The sequence below is a fragment of the Salinicola avicenniae genome, assembly GCF_023736115.1.
GTDB classification, from domain to species: domain Bacteria; phylum Pseudomonadota; class Gammaproteobacteria; order Pseudomonadales; family Halomonadaceae; genus Salinicola; species Salinicola avicenniae.
Window position 1 is genome coordinate 433,185 of the sequence record NZ_JAKQZC010000002.1, and the last position, 23,954, is coordinate 457,138.

Here is a 23,954-nt window from a genome sequence, read left to right on the forward strand (position 1 = left end):
TGCAGAGGCTTGCTGGGATCCTTCGACACATCTTGCGACGAGCAGCCAGAGATCACAGCAATGGCGCTACTGATCACCAATAACCTAATCACCAGATCACACCTCACCGAACAATTCGACATCCGCGAAAGCTAACTGATCACGACGGATATGAAAACGCCCCAACCGGTCGAAACCGATCAGGGCGCAGAAATCACAATCTTAGCTGAATAGTACCTTCAAGCGGTCACGAACACAACATATAGTATCCATGCTATTTTCTGGCACTCATCAACCCCGTTATCTCAGCTAGACATTCAGGGAGAGCAGCAATGCTTTTGGGAGCCACCGTAGTCATTATCGCCGTTATTGCTGGTGTCGCTATGTCGAACAAGTACAGCGATAAGCCAAGGAGTCCGGGCGCTAACAATGCGCTGATCACCGTCCTCGTGATCATAGGCATCATTGTGTTGGCCGTGGTGTTCCTTCTGGAGACAGTCCTTCGTCCGATCGGCCAGGTGTGAAGTTCAGGCCACCAGCCTCGACTGCTCCCCCACCACAGCCAGCAGCACTTTTCGAGCATTCTTCGCCGAGTTACGCATCGCCTCCGCTGTTTCGAACACCTCTCCTACCGCCGCCGGCCAGCCCAGCCGCTGCAGGATGATTCGCTGGCCGCCGCACACTTCCGCCAAGGTCAGCCCCCGGTGCCCTTGCTTGATCGCCTGCATGCGCGCGACATCGCCGCCGAGCGGCTGGGACCATCGCTGCGCCGAGATCGCGTAACCCGCCAGCAGCAGCGCCATTCGCTGCCGTTCGTTGACATGCCCCAGCAGCGCCTGGGCCATCGAGCGCCAGCGGCAGGCGTAGCGGAAACGCTCGGCGGCCTCACCGACATGATCGACCGCGCCGGTCATCTCGCCGCGGCCCTCGCCCATGTTCGCGATCGTGCTCACCTTGTGATGCCCGAGGTTCAGGTGGCGGTAATCGATCCGCCATTCGATCTCGACCTCGATCAGCTCGTCCAGGCAGCGACGTAGTGCTTTCTCGCGAACCGCGCTACCCTCGGGCTCTCTCCGGATCACCGCCATCAGCTGATTGATCCCCATCAATTCCAGTTTCCGCATTGCTCCCCCTGCTCCCTGATTCGTTACCAGTCGGCGCCAGCGACCATCGGCATGAGTTCGCCGAGCGTCTCTGTTGCCGGTGCGGCCATGTACTCGCGGATTACCGCCTGAGCCTGCTCGATCCCCAGCGCCAGCTTCGCGCAGTAGCCGGCCGCTTCCATCCGCGCCAGCCAGACCCGCTGCGACTCTGCTAGATCGGCATCACGCGGCGGCGTGGCTTTCAGCTCTAGGTACAGGCCGTGGTAGCCACCCCGCGCGATCGGTATCACCAGATCGGAAACACCCGAGCGGACGCCCTGCTGCTTCATCTTTGCCGCCTCGAGACCGTGCCGGCTGCCGCCGTTGGGCACCGCATAGGCGTGCTCATGTGCGGGGCCGACGGCGGTACCGCGGTTGAACTCGCCCCTCAGCCAGAGCATCAGCCGCGTCTGCTCCTGCCCTTCCCAATCCACCGGCTTCTTCCGGGGCTTCCCGCTGGCCGTCCGCGCGCGAGGCTTCCGGGGTTTCGTATTCAGCGCCATCAGACTTTCCCCCTCGCCTGCCGGCGTTCCCATGCCTGATAGTCCGCGACGATCCGGTCGAGCATCCGGCGCGCGTCGTCGTTCGTGTCCAGCTCCCGGCGGCTGGCGATGCCGCAGGCCAGACGTATCGCGTCAGCGGCGTCTTCTTCGCTATGCGTGCCGTCGGGTAGCTGCTCGGCGGTCAGCTGGTGGCGCTGCCGCTTGCGGTTGTCCAGGTACAGACGAAACCGCGGATTGGTGCCGAGCAGAGCCGCCCGGCGGGCCTGTGTGCTGCTACTCATGAGCGGCGCTCCCCCATGTTGTACTGACGGGCGCAGTGATCGCAGGTACTCGATCCGGGCTCGAACGACAACGAGTCACGGGATTTCCCGCAAATGCGGCACCGACGGCGGTCGGGGTGATACCGGCGCGGCCGGTTGTAGCGTGGCGATCGCGTCATGCCATGTACCTCCGGCCCCGGTAGTGCGGGCGGTTGCGGCTGAGCTGGCAGTCGACGCAGGACGGCAGCACCTCTCCGTCGCGCTTCATCTTGCCGAGCGTCTTGAACTCCCGGCAGGTCGGGCACTGGATTTTGTGGGGCACCTGGCTCACGCCGCCTCCTCCCGCAACACTTCTGCCACGCTTTCCGGCCATTTGAGTTGCTGCACCGGTGTGCCGTCGCCGTGCTTCTTGCCGGTATCCAGCATCCGGCCGCCTGCCGCGCGCCCCGCATCAGTCAAGCGCCAGATGGTCTTGCCCCTGCCATCCTTGTCCTGCCATTGATAGCCCAGGTCACGCAGCAGCAGATTGACCGCCCGGCCACTCATACCGCAAGGCGTGCCCAGTTCGGTCACAGTCATGTACCGCTCGTTGATCGGGCTGAGGAGATGCGTAGCGCCCAGCTCGGCGAGCAGATCCACCCCGGTGCGTTTCTGAACGGCCTGATTGACCGAGAGCAGGCGCATGTTGTCGTCGAACCCGAACGCCCGAGCAGCACCATCGAGCGCGCTGGCGATAGCCGAGGCGCGGGCGATGTCCGTGGTTTTGTCCTGCCGTACCGGCACGGCGGGTGCTTCATAGCGGCCATGCTTACGGATGGCCGGCAGCACCTCTTCAAACACCCACGCTTCGAATCGCTCGGCGCTGGGCAACTTGCTGCGCACAATCAGTCGGTAGACATCGGACTCCCGAATTACGGTGTGATAGCCACCACCCTGTTTCGGGGTAGTGGTCTGGCGACGGCAGTGACGAGCGATAGCGTTCTCAGGCTTCGCATAGCCAAGAGCCGTAGCGATGTCGTGCCCGACGAAAAGCGCTTCACCGTCGTCGCCCTGGATCACGCGAACCGTTGCCGCGTCGAACTCGAATGGAATCAGTTGGGTCATCTCAGGCTCCCCCGTCGTTGTTCAGTGCTGCCCTCAGCCCGGCGACACCGCCCGGCCCATGCTGCTGCGCCGCCAGCGCGGCGGCCTTCTCTTCCCCGGCGCGCATTGCCCGCTCGGCCCGGCTCACGTTCTCGCGGCTTTCGAGCGCCGCCCGGGTCTGGATCGGCTGGCCGGCAATAGCGCGGTTCACGACACCTTCGTAGCTCTTGAGAAACAGCCGACGGTGTTGCTCCAGCTCGGCATAGGTCGCGACGCGAAGCGCGTCCTTGTCGACTGACGTCATCGCCGCCAGCACCGTTTCGTGCTCTACCGGCGTACCGGTGAACGCGTTTTGCTCCACCGATCGCCAGGCCGCCTCACGGGTTGGCCAGCCCAGCGCTTCCGGTCGAACGCGACAGGCCTTCGCGAACATCATCGGAGAGTCCGGCGGCCACGCCGTGCGGGCCTCGGCAACCGCGCGCTCCGCCTGCTCGTCCAGCGCCAGCAGCCCGGAACGAACGTGCGCCTCGGTCAGATGTTGCAGCGCCTGCAACCACTTGCCGTCGGCATCGAACGGCACGAACTGCCCCTCGATCTCGCTACCCCACCCGGCCTCCTTCGCTCGGTGCCGCCAGTGCCGTCCGTAGAGCTGATCCAGGGCTACGAACAGCGTGTCGACCGACTCAGCCGTGACCGGCCCGCTGATCGGCGTCGTAGATCCTTCCGGCCCCGCCTGCCGCGCGCTCTCGCTGCTGCTGCTCATGGATGCGACGGGCCTCTCCAGGCGAGAGACGGCGAGCGGAATCACGTTGGTGGCCATTTGCATTGGCACCTCCGGTCTGTTTCGAGTGGGATGGCTGGGCTGCGAGATTGCGTCGCCAAGCGGTCAGGAAGTCAGCGAAGTGGCGATGCCAAACGCGGGGCTCGTAGGCACGGCCTGGCATCGCGAGATGCTTGGTGCGGAACTTCTCCAGCGCCTCGGCGCCGAACTGCTCGAGCAGTCGATCGGCATCGGAACGGGACATGCGGACACCAGCGAGCAGCGTCACCACGATGTCACGGTCAGGCGTCCAGTCCTCGAACATCGGGAAAACGCCTGTCGGTAACGGCTGACCATCGTCGTCGAGGTTCTGGGCCCGCTCGAACACATCGCCCTCACCGGAGAGAGAGGGGTAACCCTCAACTGAACCCCTCACCCCTGAACCCCTCTCTTCACGGTTTTCCGAATACCCCTCTTCGGAATCTCGAATAGGGTTCGCCCCGTTTTCCGAATACCCCTCTTCGGAATCTCGACTACCCCCCTTCGGTTTATCGAATGGGGTCGCCATGAAGATTCGGCGCTCGATAATCTGCTTGCCGTTGCGGATCTGCTCGATACGAACCCAGCCCTTCTTGGCCAGAGAACTGATGATCTCGGAGACGCGGTTGGGCGAAAGCTGGAAGAACTCCGCCAGCTTCTTGTTCGACTTGTAGCAGCCGCGAGTCGGGCTCTGCAGGCTATCGATCTCCACCAGCATGACCTTCTCCTGCATCGAGAGATCGCGATTCAGCCACACGTCCGCGGGGATCCAGACGCCACGGAAGGCACGTTCTTCGCTCATGCCCTCACCTGCCCCATAACGTCCGCGTCATGACGGTTGAGGTAATCGCAGCCCACCTGGATCGCCAGGAACCGTTTCGTTTCTCGGCGGTGATACTCGAGCGTCCTCGCTGCCCGCTGCTTCGCCTCGGAGTCGAACGGCTCGGCGCGCTCAACCAGCACCGCGCAGGCAGCGTGATAACGTGCGCCAGCCTTGGCGATGCGGACACGGCGCGTGCTCTCATCGATCAGCGTTTCGCCCGCCAGCGTTCGGCGGTTCTTGTCCTGCCGCGTCGCCTCGTCGTTGAGATCGGCGGTGGACCAGCTGCTGTAGTCCGGCAATGTGGTCGTCATGGTGTGCTCCCCCGAGACGCTCCCGAGATCGGCGAGCGGCCAATCTCCGGGCAATAGAGGGCCATGCCGCCAGCGGTTACAGTGGGAGTTCTCACACAACCGACTGAAGGACCGGCGACATGGCCACAACTGATGAACTGCTGAAATCCGTGCTTGTGATGCAGACCGAGATACTGGGGCGACTCGCCGCTATCGAGCGTGAGGTGGGCGTCGACCAGAGTTACGCCGGGGACATGCGAGACAACGCCATCGCGGACCTGGAATACATCGCCGACTCCGACTTCGGCGCCGCAATCTGGAAAGACCTCCAGCCCACGCTGCGCAAGATCGCCGCCTTCGAGGACCATTAACGCTCCTCCAGGATTTCGGTCAGGTCGTGCGTGCGCGTGGCCTTGATGTGCTTCTCCAAGCGTCGCGCCCAAGCCTGGCCGAGCATCTCATCTGTGAGATAGCGGTGGTGATTCATCCGCATATTCATCTCGACCCATCGGCGGCTATCTGCCAGCGACAGAACCAAGTGAGCTTTGGCACCAGTGAACGTGGCGCCGCGCTCCATGCCCGCAAACACCCGGTCGAGCTCTTCGCCTCGGCCGGCGCGGCTGGCGCGAATGACGAATCGAATACGTTTGATCAAGCTCATGTCGTGCTCCCCCTGAACCCCTGTATGGAAAACCACCCCCGTCACTGGGCAGTTTCACTACTCGGTTGTTTCGTAGAATGGGAGCCATCCGGTGAGGAGTGATTGACCAACTCCGGCCACATCAGATGCCAGTCGTCAGGACGTAGCTGCTTTCGCGTTGCCTCGCCTGCACTGGCCCGTTCAACGAGAGCGGCAGTCTCGACTGATGCCGTCTTGTGGCCGTAGCCAATCAACCGGAGATAGGCGCGAGTCGTGCCCGTGGCGGTTATCTGCTGATCGCTGGCCTGCTTCAACCAGCGCAACAGGCTATCGATGCGTGTCTTCATCGGTGGCTCCAGTGGATATCGGCACCAATGATTACCCACGGGTAATGCTTAAATCAATACCCACAGGGAATTTACCTGTGAGTAACAGGCGCGGAATATTCCCGCATGGACATCTACGAGATTCGCCGCAGAAACCTGCAGGCACTGTTGAACGATCGCTTTGGCGGTAAGAAAGCGAGGCTGGCAGACGCTATTGATCGGCAGTCGAGCTACATCTCGCGCTGCCTGTCGACCGGCGCGCACCGAAAACGGATTGGCGAGGATTTCGCACGCCACATCGAAAACTCTTTGGGGCTCGACAAGGGTTGGCTGGACCGCTCAGAGCCGCAGAGTCATGCCGTGGAAGAGCCCACCACCGAGTCCTATGGCAAGCCCGCCAGCGATAACGAGCTAACCTTCACCGAGAATATGGATCCATGGGATCGCTCCCAGCCGCTTGCTGAAGACGAGGTGGAGATCCCGCTATTCCGTGAGGTCGCGTTGTCAGGTGGCGGTGGGCGAACCAAGGTGGTCGAGAACAATGGAGCGGCTTTGCGTTTCAAGCGCAGCACGCTCAGGAGCGCCGGTGTGACGAAAGAGGCAGCGGCTTGCGCTTTCGTTGAGGGCGAGAGCATGGAACCTATTTTGCCGGATGGCGCTTCAGTCGGGGTGGACACCGCCGACAAGCAAATCAAAGACGGCAAGATGTACGCGATCGACCATGACGGCCTGCTAAGGGTGAAATTTCTCTACCGCCTGCCTGGCGGCGGGCTCCGGATCCGCAGCGCCAACCCGGATAAGGTTGAGCATCCAGACGAAGACCTCGACGAGAACTGGCCGGAGAAGGTCAACATAATCGGCAAGGTGTTCTGGTACAGCGTGTTGCTGCATTGAATCGGCCTAGTGGCCGCCGCTATGCGAATGTGGTGACCATCCCCACCTTTACCCCTTCAACCCGCCCATAAAGGCGGGTTTATCGTTGAGGATCCCAGTTCGCGCTTATCCTTGCGTTGTGTTATGACGAAATAACCATGAAATAACACAAAGAAACACAAGGGGAGCTCTATGTCCGAAGGCGCTATCGTTCTACTGGTGGTGCTCGGCTTGATCGTGTCAGGCTGGGCGACAGCGCTAATCTACAAGCGAAAATGCAAACTCAAGGAGTTGGAACTAGAAAGATTTCGACAATCCGTCGAGCATCTATGGCAGTACGAGGGTATTCACGACGCGACAGAGCGGTCAGAGGCACTGGTCAAGCAGGCAAAGGAAACGGCTCTCCAAGCCCAACAGCGCGCCGACGAGATCGAGTCACAGGCCCAACAAGCCGCAGAGCGGCTGCGCAAAGAAGCCGAGCAGGAAAAACAGCGTATCCTCAGCGAAGGGCGTGCACAGGGCAAAGCCGCTAGGGACAAGGCCGACGCGACGATAGTCCAGGCCGACCGGCAGGCACACCAGATCGTCGAAGATGCACGACGCCAAGCGGAAGAGACCGCAGGTAACGCCCTCAAGGCGGTAGAAAATGCCAAGCTCTATGAACAAACCGCCAAGGCCATGCGTAATATCATTGAGGGCTACCACGATGACTACATCGTCCCCAACTCCAGTCTGCTCGATGACCTGGCCGAAGACTTTTCTCACAAGGATGCCGGCGAAAAACTCAAGCAAGCGCGCAAGCACAGTCGTGACATGGCAAAGAATGGTCGTGCCGGCGACTGCGACTACAAGGAAGCAGTGCGCCGCGAATATGCCATACATTTCGCTGTTGACGCCTTCAATGGCAAGGTCGATTCCGTCCTTTCTAAAGTCAAGCATGACAACTACGGCAAGTTGCGCCAGGCCGTTCTCGATGCATTCGCCGTAGTGAACCACAACGGCATGCCGTTCAAGAACGCACGCATCACCGACCTCTACCTGCAGGCTCGCCTGGAAGAGCTCAAGTGGGCGGTTACCGCCATGGAATTGAGGCAGGCGGAGCAGGAAGAGCAGCGCGCCATCCGCGAACAGATGAGAGAAGAGGAAAAAGCCCGCCGCGACATCGAAAAAACGCTCAAGCAAGCCGAGAAGGAAGAGCGTATGCTCGCCAAGGCCATGGAAGCGGCTCGTAAGCAACTTGAGGATGCCAACGATGAAGAGCGGGCCCAGTTCCAGGCACGACTAAGCGAACTCGAACAACAGTTGGAAGAAGCCGAATCACGGGGGCAGCGAGCGCTATCCATGGCGCAACAGACTAAGCGTGGTCATGTATACATCATCTCCAACATCGGCTCGTTCGGAGAGAATGTGCTCAAGATCGGCATGACCCGTCGGCTGGAGCCGCTCGACCGCGTCAAAGAGCTGGGAGATGCCAGCGTCCCCTTCTCTTTCGACGTACACGCCATGATCTACTCAGAAGACGCCCCCGCTCTGGAGAATAAACTGCACCGTCAGTTCGCAGCTCGGCAGGTAAACCGGGTCAACCCTCGCAAGGAGTTCTTCGATGTTTCCTTGACTGAGATACGCGAAGCGATCGAAGAAGAAGCGCTCGAGGTTCACTGGACGATGTCCGCCGAAGCCTGGGAGTATCGCGAATCACAATCCCTGGCAGAACGCGAACTACAAGCAGTTTCCTAATACTGCGACCCAAGCTATGGCAACCCGCCCTCGAGGCGGGTTTTTTGTGCCTACCCGAAAATTAATTACCCAAGGGTATTGACCGTACAATTACCCGTGGGTAATTATTGTTCCCACGACAACGACATCGTGGGTAATGAACCATGAACCAGGTCACGCAGGACCACCAGACAATCGAGGCATTTGGTTACCGCTGCCGGATAGGTAAGCGTACCCAAGGCCTACCCACCGCCAAACAGGCACAGGTCATGGCAGGCATTGCCGCCGGCATGACCCAGAAAGAGATCGCCAAGCTGCGCGGCGTATCGCCAGCCACCGTCAAAAGCACGGTTGAAGCGCTCTACTTCACCCTTCACGCCCAGCGCGCGACCGATGCGGTCGCCAAGGCGATGCGTCGCGGCTGGATCGCCCCGCTGCTGCTGGCGATCACCATCAGCGCCATCTCCCCTGACGTCCACATGCAGCGCCAGCGCTCCAGCGGTGGCCGCCAGACAATCAGCATCACCAAGCTGTCGCGCCGCCAAGAGTCGTTCGACATCGCGGGGCTCGCAGCATGATTAGCGCCACCACCTTCTGCTACGGCGCCAACCAGATTGCGGCCGTCTACGACGAGCACGTCTGTGCCGGTGGGCGGGTAGACACCGAGATCGAATACATGGCGCGGGAACGCGAGCACGGCACGCCGAGCAGCGGCTATCGGCCGGCGCTCTACCTGCCGGGCAACAACCGACTCGTCGTCATCACCGATCAGTGCTTCGGCCGCGAGAGCAACGCCCGTGCCTGGATTGCCGACCAGATCCGCCTGATCGCCATCGCCCGCAAACGCCAGAAGGAGAGCCAGTCATGCGCGAACTGATCGCCAGACCCCTTGCCGGCGTCGTCAGCGCCATCGGCACACTCGGGCTACTCACGGCGGCATCCGTCGGGCTGGTCGGCCCCAGCGACTACGAAATGCAGCTGATGCAGCAGGAGCAATACTGCGAAAGCGTCGCCACCTGGAACGCCGAAGCCGCCCGCGGCGTGGCGCCAGCGCAGCGCTACGGCCACCCGGACTACGACGACATTGCCGACACGGCGTGCGCCCCGGTGCTTTCGCAGATCGGCACCGGCGAGTACGCCAGCAACTGAACGACGCAGCCGCCAGCGTTGGCGGCCTGTATCCGAAAGCGCCTGCAGGCGCGGACGCTTCGGGATGCAGTAGCTCTTTAACAACTCGGACCCCACGCAGTGCCAGCGGTGCGTAATCCGCTGGCCATCGGGAAGGGCTTGGGACGGCAGTATCAAACGCGAACCCGAGCCCTTCCCGATGTATTAGGTCTGCGGTCAGGGAGACATCTCCGCGATCGCCTGCATGGCGTCTTTAACTATCACCCTCGAAAAGCCTTTCAACATCCCGAATTTGGCTTTCTGACTTTATATATTGCTGATAAATCTCATAGACGTCTTCAACTTGATCACATACAAGTTGCGACGGCTGCCGGTTTGGATCGTCAATCAACTTACCGAACTCGTTGGTCGTATCCACATAGCCATCCGCGTTTTCGTAGGCCTGCATAAGCGACTCTATATCCCGACGGACTTCATACTCATCCGGAGAATTCTCCATGTAGGTTATGATGAGGTCAGCACTTACCTCTATCTGCCTATCCATATTCTCCCGATTGCATTCCATTGCCTCAGCAAAGACCGATGAGCTCGATGCCGCTAGAACAAAGGAAGCCATTGCCAGATTTTTCCAAGTGCCTTTCATCGGAGTTCTCCTAGTTTCGTAGCCGCATACTATAGATGCGCGAAAAAATCGCCAATGAGCTGGTGGCTTCTTCAACGTTCGGAGTTTGGCTATGTTCCCCAAGGCAGCTCACTAGGTCGGCTCCGCGCAGTCGGTAGCATCTGCACAGCGCAGCCCCCTCGGGAAGCAGAGCACTCTCCGATGCTTTGGCATCATCTGGACCTGCGTACTTTCGTCCGGTGAGGAACCAGGCGCCTTTTACCTAGTCTTATAGTTGAGTGAAACGCAGGGTCATCTGACAAGCTGAAGGTTTTTTTGGCATGTTCGCCAATCAGGTAGCTCCCATAAGCGAACAATCCATAGGGCTACCGAAACCAACGGAGCAATTCATGAAGATGACCGACAAGGATCGTAGCGGGCCGCTGATAAAAAAGCGGCGTGAAATCAACGAGAAAAGCTTAAAACATCTATCCAGTCAACACGGTATACCCGTAGGTACTTTGAAGACGCGTGTTAAGAAATACCTGGATATGGGATTAGATAGAGAACGCGCGATAGAGCTGGCGTTGTTTGGTCCATTCAGCGCACAAAGCAGGCCACGCCAGCACTAGCCAACCTATGGCGCTAATCGCATTCTCATGAGATAGCGCCATCTTAGCCACGACGCTATTCGCTGGTCATCGGAGAGTGTTTTCCCGCGGCCTTGCTCCGTCCCGAAGCGACAGCGGCGAGAGCCCTCCCCGATGCTGCGGCATCAATCAGTTCCCTGCGTACCTTCGCCCGGCCCCGCGCCGGGCTCTTTTTTCCCCAAACCAACAGCACAACGGCGAGCGCCTGCCGATCGGGCGCTGGCCTTTGTGCTGCCCAGTCACGGAGCACTTCATGCCGATCTATCTGCCTGTCCGGCGGCATTGCCGGTGCCGTGTCTGCGGCGCGCGCCAGACGAAGCCGCGCCATCCCGACGAATACATGCGCGGCCCTCGCTGCCGCAACTGCCACCGGATCAAAACACTGCGCATCGATAAGTGGGCCGACGCCAAGCCCTGGCGGCGCGAAACCTGTCGGTGCGACGGCTACCACTTCCCGCATCGGCGCGGCTCGCTCTGGTGCTACCACAATCCAGCTTACCCGGTAGACGAAGACCGGCGGCTGTTTGCCTGAGGAGAACACCATGCACCTGAAGAATTCAGCCATCTACCGGGCCGCGCTGCCCGACTCCGTAACTCTCGCGGAAAGCCTCGAAGAGCGGCTCCCCTACCGCCCTCTGACTGACACCGAGATCGTTCGCCTCAGTTTCGTGCCAAACCCTCGCACCGGTGAGCTGGTGACGGCATTCGAGAACGGCTACTCGGTGACACTCCGCGTCGACGAGAAGGTGATTCCGGCCAAGATTCGGCAAGCCCGGATCGATGAAGAGATCGACGCATTCGAGAAACGCAGCGGGCGTTTTCCGGAGCCGGAAGAAAAGGCCGGCATTCGCGAGATGGTTATGGGCGAGCTTTGCAAAAACGCCCTCGTCGACCATCACACGGTCAACGCCTACTACCACCCCGAGAGCGAATTGCTCTTCGTCGACACCAGCTCGAACAAGGACGCCGATCGCGTGATGCGCGCCCTGGTGCTGGCCTGTGACACGGTCAAGACGCAGACCATCCACATCAACAGCCTGACCAAAGGACTGACCGCCAAGCTGCAGGACCACATTGAGAACGGCTCGTTCGACTACCGGCCATTTGGACAGCTCGGCATCGACGACAACGTGAAGATGGCCCACCCGACCGGGGGCGAGGGAACAGAGCGAGTCACCTACCAATCGGTCGACGTCGGCAGTAACAGAGAAGTGCTGGATCAGCTACGCCGCGGTTTCGAGGTGGAGCACCTGGGGCTGGTATATCGCTCGGTGTACTTCCGCCTGACCAAGGATTTCAAGCTCAAGTCGATCAGCTTGGACATCCTCATCGAGCCCGATGACGAGGCTGCCGAAGACGACGCGGCTCACGCTTGGCGAGTTAACGCGATAGTGGGCGTCTCTCTCCTGGTCGAGATCGTCAACGAGCTCTGCACGCTGGTCGACTTCGAGTTGCCCGCCTTGCCCGAAAGCGAAGGCGGCGGGGAGGCTTAGACTAAAACTGCTCCTTCTTGAACTCGTCGATGATAGCTGATCCGTCGTCCCAATCTTGAGTGATGGTAAGGGTGTTTCCCGAGGTCTTGTAGATAATGACTTCGTCTAGCTCGTGGGTCCTCCAGCGGCCTGTATCGGTGGCCCAGATAATCCGATTGCCATCGAGCTTGCACCGCATAGCCCAGTGACTGTTGTCGCTTGGACGGTTGTAAGACAGATGAGTGATGCCACCCGACTGTCGATCGACATGAATAATCGACAGATCTCGCCCCATAGTCGCTGAAACCATCGCTCTGCACAGTTCTGCCTGACTAAATTCCGCGCTTTGTGCGACTCCAGGCACCGCACACAGACAAGCCACCAGAGACATTTTTCTTAAACCCATTCCCTTCTCCTAGTTATCGCCATCGAGCAGCGATTTCAGCCTACCGAGGAACGTGTCAATGACGCTACCGCCCGTGCGCCCTCCAGTCGACGGTCGATCACGTAAAGCCACCTCGGCGGACCGCCCATCAGGCCAAACGCGCCGAGAATGAACGGCGCCAGCGGGAGGGGCAGAACTAAGGAGGATGCCATGCAGGTACGCAGCAAGCGCCAGCCATGGAGCCCGGAAGACAAGATAGCGCTCGCAAAGCACTACCCGGATACCGACAACGCGACGCTGGCGAAGATCTTTCGGCGCTCGCTTTCGAGCATCAAGAACGAGGCGGTCAACCAAGAGCTGAAGAAGAGCGCCAGCTACATGGAGAAGAACAAGCCCGGGCAGTTCCGGGCCGGCCAGACCAGCTGGAACAAGGGAAAGCGGCATCCTTCGACCGGGCGCTCCAGGGAAACGCAGTTCAGGAAAGGCCAGCGGCCCCACAACTGGGTGCCAGTCGGAACCGAGCGCGTCACGGATGGCTATCTACAGCGCAAGGTTTCCGACACCGGCGATGCCAGGCAGGACTGGCGCTATCTCCACCACCTGGCGTGGGAAGAGGTAAGCGGGAAGCCGATACCGCCGGGCCATGCCGTCGCCTTTATCGATGGCGACGAGAGCAACATCGATCCATCAAACCTCGAGCTGATCACCCGAGAAGAGCTGATGCGCCGCAACAGCTACCACACGAACCTGCCTCCTGAGTATGCCCCAATCATCCAGCTACGCGGCGTGCTCACGCGCAAGATCAACAAACGGACCCGAGACCATGAAGAATCGAATCGAAGATCTCCGTAACCACCTTTTCGCCGAACTCGAGCGCCTGGGAGACGAGGAATTGAGTGGCGAAGCGCTCGAAGCCGAACTCAAGCGCGCCAAGGCCATCGGCGCCGTGGCTCAGAACATCACCGATAGCGCCCGGGTTGAGGTCGAGTATCTGAAGGCCACCGGCCAGGATCGGGGAACCGGGTTTCTCCCGCCGGCGGAAGGTCGGGAGCCACTGCCGCCAGGCCGCGGCTGATGGCCAAGTCCAAGGCGCTCCATTGGCAAGAGCCGACGACCGAGGCCTGCCCGAAATGCAACGGCAGCGGCGAGTGGGCCGGCATGTTCTCCAGCGGCCCCTGCGCCAACTGCGACGGTACCGGCCTTGTCGGCAGCGACGGGGAGCCGCTATCCACCGACGACCTGCTGCCGATGATGCGCCGCCAACGCGATCGCGCGGTTCAGCAATGCCGACAGCTACTGCAAACACCTGGGGTCCGAGAGGCGCTCGCCGAGCACCGCGAGCGACTGGCTCAAAAGGAGCGCGACGAGCACGCCGCGCTCAAGCACCAATTGAGAGGACGATGACATGCAGGAACAATCTACCGAGAAAGCACCACTCCGCTTCCTTAAGGCTCGAGACGTGTGCGATAAAATCGCAGTCTCGCGGTCAAGACTCTATGAGCTTATGACGGAGGACCCCGAATTCCCCAGACCCTTCAAAGACGGCGAGAGTCGTCAGGCACTCAACTACTGGGTTGAGCATGAGCTGGAGGCTTGGATGCTGCGGCGCATCAACCGGGCCCGGTCAGGGTAGCCTTCGGGCTACCCCTACTACCGCGCCATGCTAAGGTAGAGTGATCGCCATCCCTGCAGGAACTTACAGCGACTTCCTACGTGTATGGTGACTTGTATGGCTATGAGCAAAGAAGCAACCAAAAGCCCATATATCGGCCTACTTGGGTTCCCTTCACCCGCTCCAGGCTTCTCTTCCTATTCCCCAGCCCCTGTTTCCTCCCGGCCTTTCGCATGGTCTCTTTGGCGAAGCCAATTGCCTCTTCACACGATACCTGTTCATCGGGCATCACGGCGCCCTAGCCTCGGGCCCAAGACGGGTGCGAAGTGGATCTGCGCCGACAACTCCATACCCGGTCACGCCGTGAGACCCACATCGGTACGCTGCGGTTGAGCGTCACGGGTCAAAAGAATGGCCTGCCGCTTCAGACAAAAAAGCCCCGACCGGCGAACGCCAATCAGGGCCAGTGATCGCGAGATCTCGAGGAGACTACGAGGCTTTCCAGATCTGCAGTAACGGCTCTTTCATCCCGTGCCAACGGGAATAGAAATCGACCCGGCGCCGGGCGTTCAGCATTACCTCTGAACCGGAGATCTCGTGGTGAAAGTGAGACAGACAGCCAATGTCGGGTCTCCCCTCGATCGGCTCGGCAAGCCTACCCGTTTGTTCTACCGGCTTCCTTGCGGCATCACTGACAACGCGTACTTTACCGACTTGATCATACACGGATGCCGTATGCTCGATGGTCTGTACCTGAGTCATTGTCGCTCCCTCCGTCGGTCCGTGAATAGCGCCATGCATGGCGCTAGCGGTCACCTAGGCGCTACCACGCCCAGACCACCTACCCTGTAAAGGTAGTAAACATCTTGTTTACATAACAAATTTTATTAATTTGACTTAGCCATCCGGGCGACAGAAACCCTCGATGGCAGCAAGAAGACCATACCCCGCCTCTCAGGCTTCACGGCCGCCTATGGCGCCTCCTACGGCCTGGTCCCCTACTGCACCGAAGGCTGCGGATAGCCAATGATTGAACAATGCGCCAGCGAGGTAAGACATGGCGGTGCTAGCGACCCGAACCAGGCGGTCTAGCGCTGCAATAAGTGGGCAGGAAGTGATACGTGGGTAGGAGGTGTCAAAAGGCGATCACTAATACGCTGCCCCTCGTACTGACAACATGAGGCCTCAGGCACAACTTCCCCTCAATTCATTCTCGCCGGCTCTCATTCAGGGGCTTACTGGCCAGCAAAGAGAAAGCCCGAGTGTCGCGACGACACTCGGGCTTTCAATCAGCGAGGCCAATCCTGCTGCTGGACTGCGACGACGCGCTCCTTGGCCCTGTGTTCCTTCACAGATTCCTAGGTCTTCCTTTGAGCGAGAATCTAACTTCTTTCATTATTGATGTCTAATAAAACGAGGAAAAGCTACAAATCATCATTACCATCAACAATGAAAAACAAAAATGCTAACTATCGCCACCAAAATTGTCACAAACCGCCATGAGGCGGGGAATGCGCGAGGAGAACCACTGATTAGCGTGATTTATCGCTGCGATGGAACAGCGCAGCGTCTCAAATCGGGCACGCCAGCTCACGCACTCAATCATGAGAGACAGCCTAAAAAAATCCCCGGACGAGGCCGGGGAACCAAGGATCTACAACGAGCGCAAAGCTTACCGCGACTTCCGGCGCCTCACTAGAGTCGAAGCTCTCAAGTTTCTGTAAGACATCACCTACAAATCAGGTTAACAGCGTCAAGATATGTCAATGCTAACTGTTAGCCTTTTATCAGTCATTCAGGCTCCGACAAGGCATTCAGGCATTCCAGACTCGACAACGCAGAATGCGAGCTTTAACCCGCCCTACCCACCCTCGCAATAGTATGGCCGGAACGCGATATCGTCAGACATCATCGCAAGGTGAGACAAACCGTTCTTGACGCGCGAACCTCGATCCACAAGCCTGTCAACGCTCGCGCTGATTGAAAGCTCGCCAGAAAAGATCGCAGGCCGACAAGGGAACTGCATGAACATTACACACCTGGAACATGCCGTGATCGGCATGTTCATCCAGACGCTATTGTGGCCAGTGACTGGCCGATGGGTCGCGGGAGCGCTCGTTGTGGCGGTCTTTCTGGGTCGAGAGATTGCCCAGCATGAAATGGCCGGCGGCGGTGCCAATCAGGTCGACTATTTCTATGGGATGTTTCACCACTGGTCGATGGATTCGATACTGGATATCTTGACGCCGATCTTCGCCTGTACGCTGTTAGCAATCGCGATACCGGGTAGTCCGTTATGGAAGAAAAAAGCCAGATTTCACGCGCTACTGCCCGCAAAAGCGAAGGAGCAGGAAACCGAAAAGAGAGAAAAAGCCCGACCCTGAGGCCGGGCAAGTACGCAGGGGATGGTCCCCGCCCCATTATCGGATATCAAGCTCGACCAAGAGTCTGAATCACCTAGTCAAAGTGTCGTAGATGGTCCAGCGTCGATCGTGGATTCCCTCTGTCCGCTGATTCTGAGGGCTCCCGGTTGATGCTGCGTCACCGATAGCTCATGGCGTTTAGAAGGCGCTCCATTCGTCTTCCTCGGCCGTTGCCATTGATTGGGGCTGCGCTGGGGACGGCGCGGGGCGCTTCAATGCCGGGCTGGGCCGAACCTGCGTTTCTGCGGCGAACGGCGCCTGGCTGTCGTTGACTCGGAACCGTGACACCATCTCCGCCAGCTGCTTGGCCTGACCTTCCAGCGATACCGAAGACGAACTCGTCTGCTGAACCAGTGCCGCGTTCTGCTGGGTCACCGAATCCATCTCGCTGACTGCCGCATTGACCTGTTCGATCGCGCTGCTCTGTTCTCGCGTCGCCGTGGCGATTTCTCCCATCAACGAGGTCACTCTCGAGACGGATTCGACAATGTGGCCCATCGACTCGCCGCTGCGCTTTGCCTGGGCGGCCCCATTGGTAATGTGCTCCGTCGTCCGCGACACGGTCTCCCGGACCTGTTTGGCGGATTCCGCACTGCGACTGGCGAGCGAGCGCACTTCAGTGGCAACCACCGCAAAACCCCGACCTTTCTCGCCCGCGCGGGCCGCCTCGACCGAGGCATTCAGCGCCAGAATATTGGTCTGGAACGCGATGGAGTCGATCACGCTCACCAGCTCATCGATTTGCTTAGAGCTATCCGAGATCGCCTGCATCATCTCGATCGTCAGCTGGATATCGCGGTTACCGCTCTCCGCCATCTCCGATGCGTTACCGGAGAGCTTGAGAGCCTCATCCGCCGACTCGGCGTTCTGCCGCACGGTCGATGTAATCTCCTCCATGCTTGCCGCCGTTTGCTGTAGCGCGGAGGCCTGCTGTTCCGTGCGCGAAGAGAGCTCCTCGCTGCCCGCTGCCATCTCGTTGGCGTCCCGGTAGACGCTGCCGCTGCTGCTGCGCAGGGAGCCGACCAGCGCGCTCAGCTTCTGCTGCATCTCGTTCATCGAGCCCAACAGCAGGGCCAGCTCGTCCTTGCCCCGCGGTTCGACCTTCGAGGTCAGATCGCCATCCGCCACATGCCTGGCAAGTTCCACGGCAGTCTGTAGCGGGCGGACAATGCTGCGGGTGATCACGACGGCCAGAATGCCTGCCAGCATCAAGGCCACGACCGCCGAAAGAATAAGCTCCCACAGCGCGATCGTGTACTCCGAGTCGATCGCAGCTTCAGACGCGGCCATTCTTTCCTGAACGGCTTTATTGATGTCGGCGGCAGCCTCTTCGAGCAGATAGATCGACTGCTTGTACGCTTCCAGCGCCTCGTTGGCACCTGCCGTCGAGGTTAGTTGACCACTCTCGATACGCGAGACGATCATCGAGTAGCCACGGGCATAGCCAGCCAGTGCCTCAGCCCCCTTCTGATAAAGCGCATCGATGGCGGCCATCTCGGATAACGCCTGCCCCGCCTCCAGCGTTGCCGCCAGATTGTGATGTGCCGTCTCCCACCGCTCCCGGTAGGACTGGACACGATCCGCGTCGCCGATATTGATCAGGGTATCTTTCTCGTAACGTCGCAGCTCGAGTGCCTGTTTCTGTACGGCCGACGCGTTGAAGCCCAGCGCCACGTCTCGATCGAGCGTCACGCGAGCGGTTTTCTGAATGGATTTCAGTCCGACAATGCCGGCCCCCACGGTCCCCAGCAGAAGCAGGAGAATAAGGCCGAAAGCGATCCCCAGGCGGGGACCGATCTTCAAACGTGCGAGCATGGCGTGCTCCGGTGTAGGAAATTGCCTTATCTCTATCGGCCGGATCACATGAAACTAAAGTTTAGTTAATAAAAATAGTACAAAGGCTTTACAAAAGCAGGACGTTTGGTTGGGAGCGAGCAGTTAAGCCCAAGCCTGCCACCGGCATTCGATCTCGATGCCAGCGAAGCACAACGACCTCAAGAATCAGTCGTTCTCTCGCAGCGCTACCGAACCAAGGGGTCATAAACTTGCCGATTCCCTCGGTCTCGATCGGCGTCATCGCGCATGAGGACGCCACCGTTTTTCTTCCGCCCACGAAAAAGCCGGCTGCATGAGCCGGCTAATTCTGAATTCGTGGCGGAGGGGGAGGGATTCGAACCCTCGAAGCCTTTCGACTTACACACTTTCCAGGCGTGCTCCTTCGACCACTCGGACACCCCTCCGTATTGTCATTCTGCCCGTTTCGGCTGTACCGCTGCGTTCAGAACGGCGCACATATTATCGAGCTAAGCCTGTGATCGCAAGCCATTTTTTCTTTATTTATGGCTTTTTACGCGATTACCGCCAGCGCTCGACGAAATCCGCTGGATCGCGCGCCGGTGCCGAGGGATAACGCCCTCCGGGCTGACCAAGGTAGAGGTAACCGATCAGCTCTTCGTGCTGACCAAGCCCCAGATCACGCCAGACGCCCTTGTCGTGTGCGTAAGTACCCGTGCGCCACATGGCGCCAAGGCCTTGGGCGAAGGCAGCGTAGAGCATGGCATGGCCGGCACAGCCGGCGGAGATGATCTGCTCGACTGGCGGCACCTTGGGCTGGTCGGGTGTGATACTGGCGATCACGGCGATGATCATCGGTGCGCGCAGCGGCTTCTTGCGGGCGGCCGCCAGACTACCTTCATCGATGTGTGGATTGGCACGACGGTCGGACTGGGCAAACAGCTCGCCCAGTCGTTCGAGGCCAGCCCCGCTGATCTCGATGAAGCGATACGGCGTCATCTCCTTGTGATCCGGCGCCCGCAGTGCCGCGCGGTAAAGCGCTTCGAGCTGTTCCGCCGAGGGCACGGGCCCGGCCAGCTTGCCCATCGAGCGGCGCTGATGCAGCAGTTCCAGTGCGTCCATAGTCGATCTCCCTTCGATTCGGCCCATCGATAGCCAGCCTCAACGGCAATGGCCTAAAGCGCACACGATACGACAATCGCCCTACTGGCGCAGCAGCCGCGCGGGCAACGCCGGCTGGTAGCCTGGCGTGGCCCGCCAGGGGCTGATATCGAGCCCCCCCCTGCGCACATAGCGCGCCATGACCAGAAGTTTCTCCGGGCAGCAGCGTGCCATCAGGTCGACAAAGATATGCTCGACACAGTGCTCGTGAAAATCCTGATGCTGGCGGTAGGAGACGAGATAGCGCAGCAGCGCGGCGCGATCGAGGCGCGGCCCCTCGTACTGGATGAGGACGCTACCCCAGTCAGGCTGGCCGGTCACCGGGCAGTTGGACTTGAGCAGGTGCGAATGCAACGTCTCGCTAACGATCTCGCCGTCATCGCATGCAAGCAACGCCGGCGTCGGCGTATAGCAATCGATATCAACCTCGAGCGCGTCGATGCTCTCTCCCGGCATCGGCTGCGGGGCCAGCGCGCTGTCGTCGACCCCGAACAGCTCGGCCGTTACCGGCGCCTCGGCCGCCGCGCCGAGATCCCGCTCCAGTGTCTCGATCACCGTGGCACTGTCGGCAAAGGTCGTCTGGTTGAAGCTGTTGAGATAGAGCTTCCACGACTTCGACTCGATCAACTTGGGCGAGTCCGCCGGCAGCCGGAAGCGCGCCACGGCGACCACCGGCTTGCCCCGCGGGTCGAGCCAGGAGAGCTCGAAAGCCCACCACTCGTCGCCGCCGACGAACGGCAGCGACGCGTCGTCGAACCCCAGCGGCTGACGATTGGCCGCCCGCGCGATGGGAAACAGCAGACCCGCATCGTAGCGCTCGGGATAGGCCGACTCCCGACCGAGCGGCGCCTCGGTCAGCGTCTCCGGCCGCGATGGATTCACGAGCGGATCCCCTTGCCACGGTTGAGCATCCACAGTGCCAAGCACCAGAAGATGACGATAAACGTCGCGATGGCGACCAGCGCACCGGTCACGGGAATATCGGAGATACCGAGGATCCCGAAACGGAAGGCGTTCACCATGTAGAGGATCGGATTGATCATGGTCACGTTCTGCCAGAAGTCCGGCAGCAGGTCGATCGAGTAGAACACACCGCCGAGATAGGTCAGCGGGGTGAGCACGAAGATCGGAATGATCGAGATGTCATCGAACTTCTTCGCCAGCAGCGCATTGATAAAACCGCCGATGGAGAAGAGCAGCGCCGTCATGATCACCACACCGAGCGTCAGCAGCGGATGCTGCAGGTCGAGATGGGTGAAGAACAGCGATACCATGGTAACGATCAGGCCCACGCCCAGCCCGCGCGCGGCACCGCCGATGACGAAGCCGCCGAGAATTACCCAGTTGGGCATCGGCGACACCATCATCTCCTCGACGCTGCGCTGGAACTTATTGGAGAAGAACGAGGACGCCACGTTGGAGTAGCTGTTGGTAATGACGGACATCATGATCAGCCCCGGCACGATGTAGGACATGTAGGAGATGCCGTGCATCTCGCCCACGCGCGAGCCGATCAGGTTACCGAAGATGATGAAGTACATCGTCATCGTGATGGAGGGCGGTACCAGCGTCTGCGGCCAGATGCGCACGAAGCGGCGCACCTCCTTCACCACCATGGTCCAGAGAGAAATCAGCAGTTGGCGGTTATTCAAGACGCCGTCTCCTTGCCCTGTGTCGTGTTGCCGCCATCGATGCTCTGCTCGACGTCGGGCTGGGAGGTCATCGACACGAACAGCTCCTCGAGCCGATTCGCGCGGTTACGCATGGAGACCACCCGCGCGCCCTGTCGAGTCAGTTGGTCGAAGGCATCGTTCAGATTGGTGCCCTTGCGCACCGAGAGCGCCAGCTGCCCAGCATCCACGCGTTCGAGCTCGAAACCTTCGAGCACCGGCGTCGTCTCGAGGGGCTCGGCCAGATCGAGCAGGAACGTCTCGGTATCCAGCTCGGTCAGCAGTTCACGGATCGAAGTGTTCTTGACGATCTCGCCGCGGTTGATGATCGCGATGTTGCGACAGAGGCTCTCCGCCTCCTCAAGGTAGTGCGTCGTCAGGATGATCGACGTGCCCTCTTCCTCGTTGATCCGGCGCATGTACTCCCACATGCTGCGGCGCAGCTCGATATCCACCCCGGCCGTCGGTTCGTCGAGAATCAGCAGGCGCGGACGGTGGATCAGCGCTCGTGCAATCATCAGGCGGCGCTTCATGCCGCCAGAGAGCATCCGTGCTGGGCCGCTGCGCTTGTCCCACAGACCGAGATCCTTGAGTAGCTGGTCGCAGCGCGGTCTGGCCTCTTTCATCGGCATGCCGTAGTAGCCGGCCTGCGTGAGAACGATATCCTCGACCTTCTCGAACTGACTGAAGTTGAACTCCTGCGGAACCACGCCCAGGTTGTACTTCGCCTTGGCGAAATCCTGATCGATGTCGGTGCCGAAGATCTTCACCTGCCCCGCGGTCTTCTGGACCAGCGAGCAGACGATGCCGAGGGTGGTCGACTTGCCCGCCCCGTTAGGGCCGAGCAGCGCAAAAAAATCACCCTGCTGGACATCGAGATCGATGCCTTTCAGGGCTTCAAAACCATTACCGTAGACTTTGGTGAGCCCGCGGATGGACAGTGCCGGTTCTGCCATCAGGGATTCCTGTCGTATTGATGAATCGTATGCACGAAACATGTTGCATCAGAAGTGCCGCCCAATATGGGGGCAGTTCCACGGGGTTCAATCTCTGGCGGAGCGAGCGACGCGGCGAAACCGTTATAGCGAAACCGTCGTGGCAAACTCGAGGCGTATCGCCGTCAAGGAAGAGGTACCCGCCCCATGTGCGGCGCGAGCCGAAGATGAAACGCGCATCTCGAGAGGACGCGACGTGTGCAGAGTGACCCGAATACGTCAGCACGGATGAGAGTAGGTTGACCCGAGAGTCGTCGAGTCGCACGGTCGCTCGGAAAACGCCGCCGAATTATGGTGAGTAAACGGAAGACCGTCAACGCTGAGGCCAGCGCTGGCATGTTTTCAGGCAGCGTCAAATATGCACGCGTGACGCAGATAGCATCAATGCTCACATAGGCAAAGGTCCGCGCCACCGACCGAAGACACGGCCGATAGCTGTCTTTCACCGCTTGCCCGCGATCGCCTAGAACCTCCACGTCAACCGCTGGGGGGCTTCAGCTCCCCTGCTCGGCAGACCGCTCGAGCGTATCGATCAGTTCGTGAAGGTGAACGGCATCGTCAAACGTCGGCGCGGTTCGCGTACCGTTTCGAATGTCGTCGGCAAGACGGGCATAGAGATGACCGATATTGCGCGCCGCTGCAAACTCAGGCCAACCTTCGTAGGCTGATTCGGGCGGCATGAGCGACGACAGCTCGGTCTCGTCGCCCCGGGCACCACGCACGGTGAGCTGCACGATCTGCGCATGACCGAGATCGCCGGTCACCTGAATATCGCCCTCGGTGCCATTGATCTCCCACAGCAAGTTGGTTCCCCGAGAGACACCGCCACGATAGTGCAGCGAAAACGCCGCCCCGCGCGTCAGCGTGCCGCTGGCCATGATCTGATCGGGCGTCGTCTTGGGACGCGTCTCGCCGGTATCGGTGACCTTGACGCTGTCGTAATGGCTGGCGAAGCGCGCCGTCAGCGGACCGAACTCACCGAGCACGTCCTGCATCGCGGCAAGCGTATGAGCCAGCGGGATGGACTGCATGGTCGCACCGTTGCGCTTGTCGAAGAGATAATAGAGATCGTCGGTCGTCTCTCCGGTCCAGTTCCCCCCCGAACCGACCAAGGTGGTCGATAACACCTCACCGACATAACCGTCCGCGATCAATTGCTTGAGATGCGCGATCTCAACGGCCATGCGTGCCTGCGTGCCAACGGCAGCAACCACGCCTTTTTCACGCGCCAGCGCCGCCAGCTGACGCGCCTCATTCAGCCCGTTGCCGAGGGGCCATTCACAGTAGACATGTTTGCCGGCCTCCAGCGCGGCGGTGACCAGCGCCAGGTGATGCGGCACCTTGACCGTGACCACGACCAGATCGATTTCCGGCGAGTCGACCAGCGCCTGCGCATTGTCGAACGCCTGCGGCAGGTTCAATGCCTCGGCTGTCCGTTGGCTGCTCTCGGGCGAACTGTTGGCAACCCCGACAATGCGAAACGTGTCGGAAAGCGCGTTCAGGGCCGGCAAATGTGCCGTCGCCGCCCAGTGGCTATCCGGGTTGAGGCCGATGAAGCCGACGCGAATGAGATCCGTCATGATAAGCGCTCCTTGAGTCGGATGCGGTGGACTGAGTGGGATGCAGTAG

34 protein-coding genes and 1 tRNA gene are annotated in these 23,954 nt (G+C 60.1%); 15 read left to right on the forward strand and 20 right to left on the reverse strand.

What is annotated here, in order from left to right:
* Positions 1–311: 311 nt before the first annotated feature.
* Positions 312–503, forward strand: a complete 192-nt coding sequence (locus MC381_RS05515) for a hypothetical protein (protein WP_251976736.1) — start codon at positions 312–314, stop codon at positions 501–503.
* Between the two features lie 3 nt (positions 504–506).
* Here the strand turns inward: MC381_RS05515 and MC381_RS05520 are convergent, their stop codons facing one another.
* From MC381_RS05520 to MC381_RS05555, 8 genes are all read right to left on the reverse strand, one after another.
* Positions 507–1,103 carry a hypothetical protein gene (locus MC381_RS05520; RefSeq protein WP_251976737.1) on the reverse strand — a complete coding sequence of 199 codons (597 nt, stop codon included), beginning with the start codon at positions 1,101–1,103 and terminating at the stop codon, positions 507–509.
* A gap of 23 nt (positions 1,104–1,126) precedes the next feature.
* Complete coding sequence (locus MC381_RS05525) at positions 1,127–1,555, reverse strand: VRR-NUC domain-containing protein (protein ID WP_251976738.1); 429 nt, start codon at positions 1,553–1,555, stop codon at positions 1,127–1,129.
* 68 nt (positions 1,556–1,623) lie between these two features.
* Positions 1,624–1,905: a hypothetical protein gene (locus MC381_RS05530; RefSeq protein WP_251976739.1), complete on the reverse strand. Its 282-nt coding sequence runs from the start codon at positions 1,903–1,905 to the stop codon at positions 1,624–1,626.
* A gap of 154 nt (positions 1,906–2,059) precedes the next feature.
* Complete coding sequence (locus MC381_RS05535) at positions 2,060–2,206, reverse strand: hypothetical protein (RefSeq protein WP_251976740.1); 147 nt, start codon at positions 2,204–2,206, stop codon at positions 2,060–2,062.
* A gap of 5 nt (positions 2,207–2,211) precedes the next feature.
* Entirely contained in the window at positions 2,212–2,988 is a 777-nt protein-coding gene (locus tag MC381_RS05540) for a BRO-N domain-containing protein (RefSeq protein WP_251976741.1), read from the reverse strand.
* Position 2,989: 1 nt separating this feature from the next.
* Entirely contained in the window at positions 2,990–3,730 is a 741-nt protein-coding gene (locus MC381_RS05545; RefSeq protein ID WP_251976742.1) for a hypothetical protein, read from the reverse strand.
* A complete protein-coding gene (locus tag MC381_RS05550) occupies positions 3,651–4,484 on the reverse strand; it encodes a helix-turn-helix domain-containing protein (protein WP_251976743.1) in 834 nt (277 codons plus the stop codon). The genes MC381_RS05545 and MC381_RS05550 overlap by 80 nt, the downstream gene beginning before the upstream one ends.
* A gap of 80 nt (positions 4,485–4,564) precedes the next feature.
* Complete coding sequence (locus MC381_RS05555) at positions 4,565–4,900, reverse strand: hypothetical protein (RefSeq protein WP_251976744.1); 336 nt, start codon at positions 4,898–4,900, stop codon at positions 4,565–4,567.
* Between the two features lie 119 nt (positions 4,901–5,019).
* Between MC381_RS05555 and MC381_RS05560 the strand changes: the two genes are divergently transcribed.
* A complete protein-coding gene (locus tag MC381_RS05560) occupies positions 5,020–5,250 on the forward strand; it encodes a hypothetical protein (RefSeq protein ID WP_189445714.1) in 231 nt (76 codons plus the stop codon).
* Here the strand turns inward: MC381_RS05560 and MC381_RS05565 are convergent.
* Together MC381_RS05565 and MC381_RS05570 are read right to left on the reverse strand one after the other, a co-directional pair.
* The gene (locus MC381_RS05565; protein WP_251976745.1) at positions 5,247–5,540 is read right to left on the reverse strand and encodes a hypothetical protein; all 294 of its coding nucleotides are present in this window, start codon (positions 5,538–5,540) and stop codon (positions 5,247–5,249) included. The two genes, MC381_RS05560 and MC381_RS05565, sit on opposite strands and share 4 nt — an antisense overlap.
* A gap of 41 nt (positions 5,541–5,581) precedes the next feature.
* Positions 5,582–5,866 carry a helix-turn-helix domain-containing protein gene (locus MC381_RS05570; protein WP_251976746.1) on the reverse strand — a complete coding sequence of 95 codons (285 nt, stop codon included), beginning with the start codon at positions 5,864–5,866 and terminating at the stop codon, positions 5,582–5,584.
* Between the two features lie 105 nt (positions 5,867–5,971).
* Between MC381_RS05570 and MC381_RS05575 the strand changes: the two genes are divergently transcribed.
* The 5 genes from MC381_RS05575 (at position 5,972) to MC381_RS05595 (ending at position 9,583) form a co-directional block, all read left to right on the forward strand.
* Positions 5,972–6,739 (forward strand): S24 family peptidase, encoded by a 768-nt coding sequence (locus MC381_RS05575; RefSeq protein WP_251976747.1) that lies wholly within the window; start codon positions 5,972–5,974, stop codon positions 6,737–6,739.
* A gap of 171 nt (positions 6,740–6,910) precedes the next feature.
* On the forward strand, positions 6,911–8,455 hold the full coding sequence (locus MC381_RS05580; RefSeq protein ID WP_251976748.1) for an SNIPE associated domain-containing protein: 1,545 nt from the start codon (positions 6,911–6,913) through the stop codon (positions 8,453–8,455).
* Between the two features lie 143 nt (positions 8,456–8,598).
* Positions 8,599–9,012, forward strand: coding sequence for a response regulator transcription factor (locus tag MC381_RS05585; RefSeq protein WP_251976749.1), 414 nt, complete (start codon positions 8,599–8,601; stop codon positions 9,010–9,012).
* On the forward strand, positions 9,009–9,311 hold the full coding sequence (locus MC381_RS05590; RefSeq protein WP_251976750.1) for a hypothetical protein: 303 nt from the start codon (positions 9,009–9,011) through the stop codon (positions 9,309–9,311). The genes MC381_RS05585 and MC381_RS05590 overlap by 4 nt, the downstream gene beginning before the upstream one ends.
* The gene (locus MC381_RS05595; RefSeq protein WP_251976751.1) at positions 9,299–9,583 is read left to right on the forward strand and encodes a hypothetical protein; all 285 of its coding nucleotides are present in this window, start codon (positions 9,299–9,301) and stop codon (positions 9,581–9,583) included. Before MC381_RS05590 ends, MC381_RS05595 begins: the two co-directional genes overlap by 13 nt.
* A 232-nt stretch (positions 9,584–9,815) precedes the next feature.
* On the opposite strand, the gene MC381_RS05600 is transcribed toward MC381_RS05595, so the two are convergent.
* Entirely contained in the window at positions 9,816–10,205 is a 390-nt protein-coding gene (locus MC381_RS05600; protein WP_251976752.1) for a hypothetical protein, read from the reverse strand.
* A gap of 368 nt (positions 10,206–10,573) precedes the next feature.
* On the opposite strand from MC381_RS05600, the gene MC381_RS05605 reads away from it, so the two are divergent.
* The 3 genes from MC381_RS05605 (at position 10,574) to rdgC (ending at position 12,306) form a co-directional block, all read left to right on the forward strand.
* Positions 10,574–10,795 (forward strand): hypothetical protein, encoded by a 222-nt coding sequence (locus MC381_RS05605; protein WP_251976753.1) that lies wholly within the window; start codon positions 10,574–10,576, stop codon positions 10,793–10,795.
* A gap of 271 nt (positions 10,796–11,066) precedes the next feature.
* Entirely contained in the window at positions 11,067–11,345 is a 279-nt protein-coding gene (locus MC381_RS05610; RefSeq protein WP_251976754.1) for a hypothetical protein, read from the forward strand.
* Between the two features lie 10 nt (positions 11,346–11,355).
* Complete coding sequence (gene rdgC / locus MC381_RS05615; protein ID WP_251976755.1) at positions 11,356–12,306, forward strand: recombination-associated protein RdgC; 951 nt, start codon at positions 11,356–11,358, stop codon at positions 12,304–12,306.
* A 1-nt stretch (position 12,307) separates the two neighbouring features.
* Here the strand turns inward: rdgC and MC381_RS05620 are convergent, their stop codons facing one another.
* On the reverse strand, positions 12,308–12,691 hold the full coding sequence (locus MC381_RS05620) for a hypothetical protein (protein WP_251976756.1): 384 nt from the start codon (positions 12,689–12,691) through the stop codon (positions 12,308–12,310).
* Between the two features lie 189 nt (positions 12,692–12,880).
* On the opposite strand from MC381_RS05620, the gene MC381_RS05625 reads away from it, so the two are divergent.
* Genes MC381_RS05625 through MC381_RS18390 form a run of 4 tightly spaced genes read left to right on the forward strand, consistent with a single transcriptional unit; the run spans position 12,881 to position 14,303 of the window.
* On the forward strand, positions 12,881–13,522 hold the full coding sequence (locus MC381_RS05625) for an HNH endonuclease signature motif containing protein (protein WP_251976757.1): 642 nt from the start codon (positions 12,881–12,883) through the stop codon (positions 13,520–13,522).
* On the forward strand, positions 13,494–13,745 hold the full coding sequence (locus MC381_RS05630; protein WP_251976758.1) for a hypothetical protein: 252 nt from the start codon (positions 13,494–13,496) through the stop codon (positions 13,743–13,745). The genes MC381_RS05625 and MC381_RS05630 overlap by 29 nt, the downstream gene beginning before the upstream one ends.
* Positions 13,745–14,074: a hypothetical protein gene (locus MC381_RS05635; RefSeq protein ID WP_251976759.1), complete on the forward strand. Its 330-nt coding sequence runs from the start codon at positions 13,745–13,747 to the stop codon at positions 14,072–14,074. Before MC381_RS05630 ends, MC381_RS05635 begins: the two co-directional genes overlap by 1 nt.
* A 1-nt stretch (position 14,075) precedes the next feature.
* Positions 14,076–14,303 (forward strand): helix-turn-helix transcriptional regulator, encoded by a 228-nt coding sequence (locus MC381_RS18390; RefSeq protein WP_374708156.1) that lies wholly within the window; start codon positions 14,076–14,078, stop codon positions 14,301–14,303.
* A gap of 468 nt (positions 14,304–14,771) precedes the next feature.
* Here the strand turns inward: MC381_RS18390 and MC381_RS05640 are convergent, their stop codons facing one another.
* The gene (locus tag MC381_RS05640; protein WP_251976760.1) at positions 14,772–15,044 is read right to left on the reverse strand and encodes a hypothetical protein; all 273 of its coding nucleotides are present in this window, start codon (positions 15,042–15,044) and stop codon (positions 14,772–14,774) included.
* Positions 15,045–16,306: 1,262 nt separating this feature from the next.
* Between MC381_RS05640 and MC381_RS05645 the strand changes: the two genes are divergently transcribed.
* On the forward strand, positions 16,307–16,666 hold the full coding sequence (locus MC381_RS05645) for a hypothetical protein (protein ID WP_251976761.1): 360 nt from the start codon (positions 16,307–16,309) through the stop codon (positions 16,664–16,666).
* A 177-nt stretch (positions 16,667–16,843) separates the two neighbouring features.
* On the opposite strand, the gene MC381_RS05650 is transcribed toward MC381_RS05645, so the two are convergent.
* The 7 genes from MC381_RS05650 to MC381_RS05680 all read right to left on the reverse strand — a co-directional run bounded on the left by MC381_RS05650 (position 16,844) and on the right by MC381_RS05680 (position 23,905).
* Positions 16,844–18,520: a methyl-accepting chemotaxis protein gene (locus tag MC381_RS05650; RefSeq protein WP_251976762.1), complete on the reverse strand. Its 1,677-nt coding sequence runs from the start codon at positions 18,518–18,520 to the stop codon at positions 16,844–16,846.
* A 337-nt stretch (positions 18,521–18,857) separates the two neighbouring features.
* Positions 18,858–18,945: transfer RNA gene (locus MC381_RS05655), tRNA-Ser, on the reverse strand.
* Between the two features lie 115 nt (positions 18,946–19,060).
* Positions 19,061–19,621, reverse strand: coding sequence for a nitroreductase family protein (locus tag MC381_RS05660; RefSeq protein WP_251976763.1), 561 nt, complete (start codon positions 19,619–19,621; stop codon positions 19,061–19,063).
* A gap of 81 nt (positions 19,622–19,702) precedes the next feature.
* Complete coding sequence (queF, locus tag MC381_RS05665; RefSeq protein WP_251976764.1) at positions 19,703–20,542, reverse strand: NADPH-dependent 7-cyano-7-deazaguanine reductase QueF; 840 nt, start codon at positions 20,540–20,542, stop codon at positions 19,703–19,705.
* Positions 20,539–21,312, reverse strand: a complete 774-nt coding sequence (locus tag MC381_RS05670; protein WP_251976765.1) for an ABC transporter permease — start codon at positions 21,310–21,312, stop codon at positions 20,539–20,541. Before MC381_RS05670 ends, queF begins: the two co-directional genes overlap by 4 nt.
* Positions 21,309–22,286 (reverse strand): ABC transporter ATP-binding protein, encoded by a 978-nt coding sequence (locus MC381_RS05675; RefSeq protein WP_251976766.1) that lies wholly within the window; start codon positions 22,284–22,286, stop codon positions 21,309–21,311. Before MC381_RS05675 ends, MC381_RS05670 begins: the two co-directional genes overlap by 4 nt.
* Positions 22,287–22,819: 533 nt before the next feature.
* Positions 22,820–23,905 (reverse strand): Gfo/Idh/MocA family protein, encoded by a 1,086-nt coding sequence (locus tag MC381_RS05680; RefSeq protein WP_251976767.1) that lies wholly within the window; start codon positions 23,903–23,905, stop codon positions 22,820–22,822.
* Between the last annotated feature and the right edge of the window lie 49 nt (positions 23,906–23,954).

What these genes read in the sequence shown, in the direction of transcription:
- MC381_RS05515 (WP_251976736.1), top strand. Translation starts at nt 312, where the DNA reads ATGCTTTTGGGAGCCACCGTAGTCATTATCGCCGTTATTGCTGGTGTC.
- MC381_RS05520 (WP_251976737.1), bottom strand. Translation starts at nt 1,103, where the DNA reads ATGCGGAAACTGGAATTGATGGGGATCAATCAGCTGATGGCGGTGATC.
- MC381_RS05530 (WP_251976739.1), bottom strand. Translation starts at nt 1,905, where the DNA reads ATGAGTAGCAGCACACAGGCCCGCCGGGCGGCTCTGCTCGGCACCAAT.
- MC381_RS05540 (WP_251976741.1), bottom strand. Translation starts at nt 2,988, where the DNA reads ATGACCCAACTGATTCCATTCGAGTTCGACGCGGCAACGGTTCGCGTG.
- MC381_RS05545 (WP_251976742.1), bottom strand. Translation starts at nt 3,730, where the DNA reads ATGAGCAGCAGCAGCGAGAGCGCGCGGCAGGCGGGGCCGGAAGGATCT.
- MC381_RS05550 (WP_251976743.1), bottom strand. Translation starts at nt 4,484, where the DNA reads ATGCTGGTGGAGATCGATAGCCTGCAGAGCCCGACTCGCGGCTGCTAC.
- MC381_RS05555 (WP_251976744.1), bottom strand. Translation starts at nt 4,900, where the DNA reads ATGACGACCACATTGCCGGACTACAGCAGCTGGTCCACCGCCGATCTC.
- MC381_RS05560 (WP_189445714.1), top strand. Translation starts at nt 5,020, where the DNA reads ATGGCCACAACTGATGAACTGCTGAAATCCGTGCTTGTGATGCAGACC.
- MC381_RS05565 (WP_251976745.1), bottom strand. Translation starts at nt 5,540, where the DNA reads ATGAGCTTGATCAAACGTATTCGATTCGTCATTCGCGCCAGCCGCGCC.
- MC381_RS05570 (WP_251976746.1), bottom strand. Translation starts at nt 5,866, where the DNA reads ATGAAGACACGCATCGATAGCCTGTTGCGCTGGTTGAAGCAGGCCAGC.
- MC381_RS05575 (WP_251976747.1), top strand. Translation starts at nt 5,972, where the DNA reads ATGGACATCTACGAGATTCGCCGCAGAAACCTGCAGGCACTGTTGAAC.
- MC381_RS05580 (WP_251976748.1), top strand. Translation starts at nt 6,911, where the DNA reads ATGTCCGAAGGCGCTATCGTTCTACTGGTGGTGCTCGGCTTGATCGTG.
- MC381_RS05585 (WP_251976749.1), top strand. Translation starts at nt 8,599, where the DNA reads ATGAACCAGGTCACGCAGGACCACCAGACAATCGAGGCATTTGGTTAC.
- MC381_RS05590 (WP_251976750.1), top strand. Translation starts at nt 9,009, where the DNA reads ATGATTAGCGCCACCACCTTCTGCTACGGCGCCAACCAGATTGCGGCC.
- MC381_RS05595 (WP_251976751.1), top strand. Translation starts at nt 9,299, where the DNA reads ATGCGCGAACTGATCGCCAGACCCCTTGCCGGCGTCGTCAGCGCCATC.
- MC381_RS05600 (WP_251976752.1), bottom strand. Translation starts at nt 10,205, where the DNA reads ATGAAAGGCACTTGGAAAAATCTGGCAATGGCTTCCTTTGTTCTAGCG.
- MC381_RS05605 (WP_251976753.1), top strand. Translation starts at nt 10,574, where the DNA reads ATGAAGATGACCGACAAGGATCGTAGCGGGCCGCTGATAAAAAAGCGG.
- MC381_RS05610 (WP_251976754.1), top strand. Translation starts at nt 11,067, where the DNA reads ATGCCGATCTATCTGCCTGTCCGGCGGCATTGCCGGTGCCGTGTCTGC.
- rdgC (WP_251976755.1), top strand. Translation starts at nt 11,356, where the DNA reads ATGCACCTGAAGAATTCAGCCATCTACCGGGCCGCGCTGCCCGACTCC.
- MC381_RS05620 (WP_251976756.1), bottom strand. Translation starts at nt 12,691, where the DNA reads ATGGGTTTAAGAAAAATGTCTCTGGTGGCTTGTCTGTGTGCGGTGCCT.
- MC381_RS05625 (WP_251976757.1), top strand. Translation starts at nt 12,881, where the DNA reads ATGCAGGTACGCAGCAAGCGCCAGCCATGGAGCCCGGAAGACAAGATA.
- MC381_RS05630 (WP_251976758.1), top strand. Translation starts at nt 13,494, where the DNA reads ATGAAGAATCGAATCGAAGATCTCCGTAACCACCTTTTCGCCGAACTC.
- MC381_RS05635 (WP_251976759.1), top strand. Translation starts at nt 13,745, where the DNA reads ATGGCCAAGTCCAAGGCGCTCCATTGGCAAGAGCCGACGACCGAGGCC.
- MC381_RS18390 (WP_374708156.1), top strand. Translation starts at nt 14,076, where the DNA reads ATGCAGGAACAATCTACCGAGAAAGCACCACTCCGCTTCCTTAAGGCT.
- MC381_RS05640 (WP_251976760.1), bottom strand. Translation starts at nt 15,044, where the DNA reads ATGACTCAGGTACAGACCATCGAGCATACGGCATCCGTGTATGATCAA.
- MC381_RS05645 (WP_251976761.1), top strand. Translation starts at nt 16,307, where the DNA reads ATGAACATTACACACCTGGAACATGCCGTGATCGGCATGTTCATCCAG.
- MC381_RS05650 (WP_251976762.1), bottom strand. Translation starts at nt 18,520, where the DNA reads ATGCTCGCACGTTTGAAGATCGGTCCCCGCCTGGGGATCGCTTTCGGC.
- MC381_RS05660 (WP_251976763.1), bottom strand. Translation starts at nt 19,621, where the DNA reads ATGGACGCACTGGAACTGCTGCATCAGCGCCGCTCGATGGGCAAGCTG.
- MC381_RS05675 (WP_251976766.1), bottom strand. Translation starts at nt 22,286, where the DNA reads ATGGCAGAACCGGCACTGTCCATCCGCGGGCTCACCAAAGTCTACGGT.
- MC381_RS05680 (WP_251976767.1), bottom strand. Translation starts at nt 23,905, where the DNA reads ATGACGGATCTCATTCGCGTCGGCTTCATCGGCCTCAACCCGGATAGC.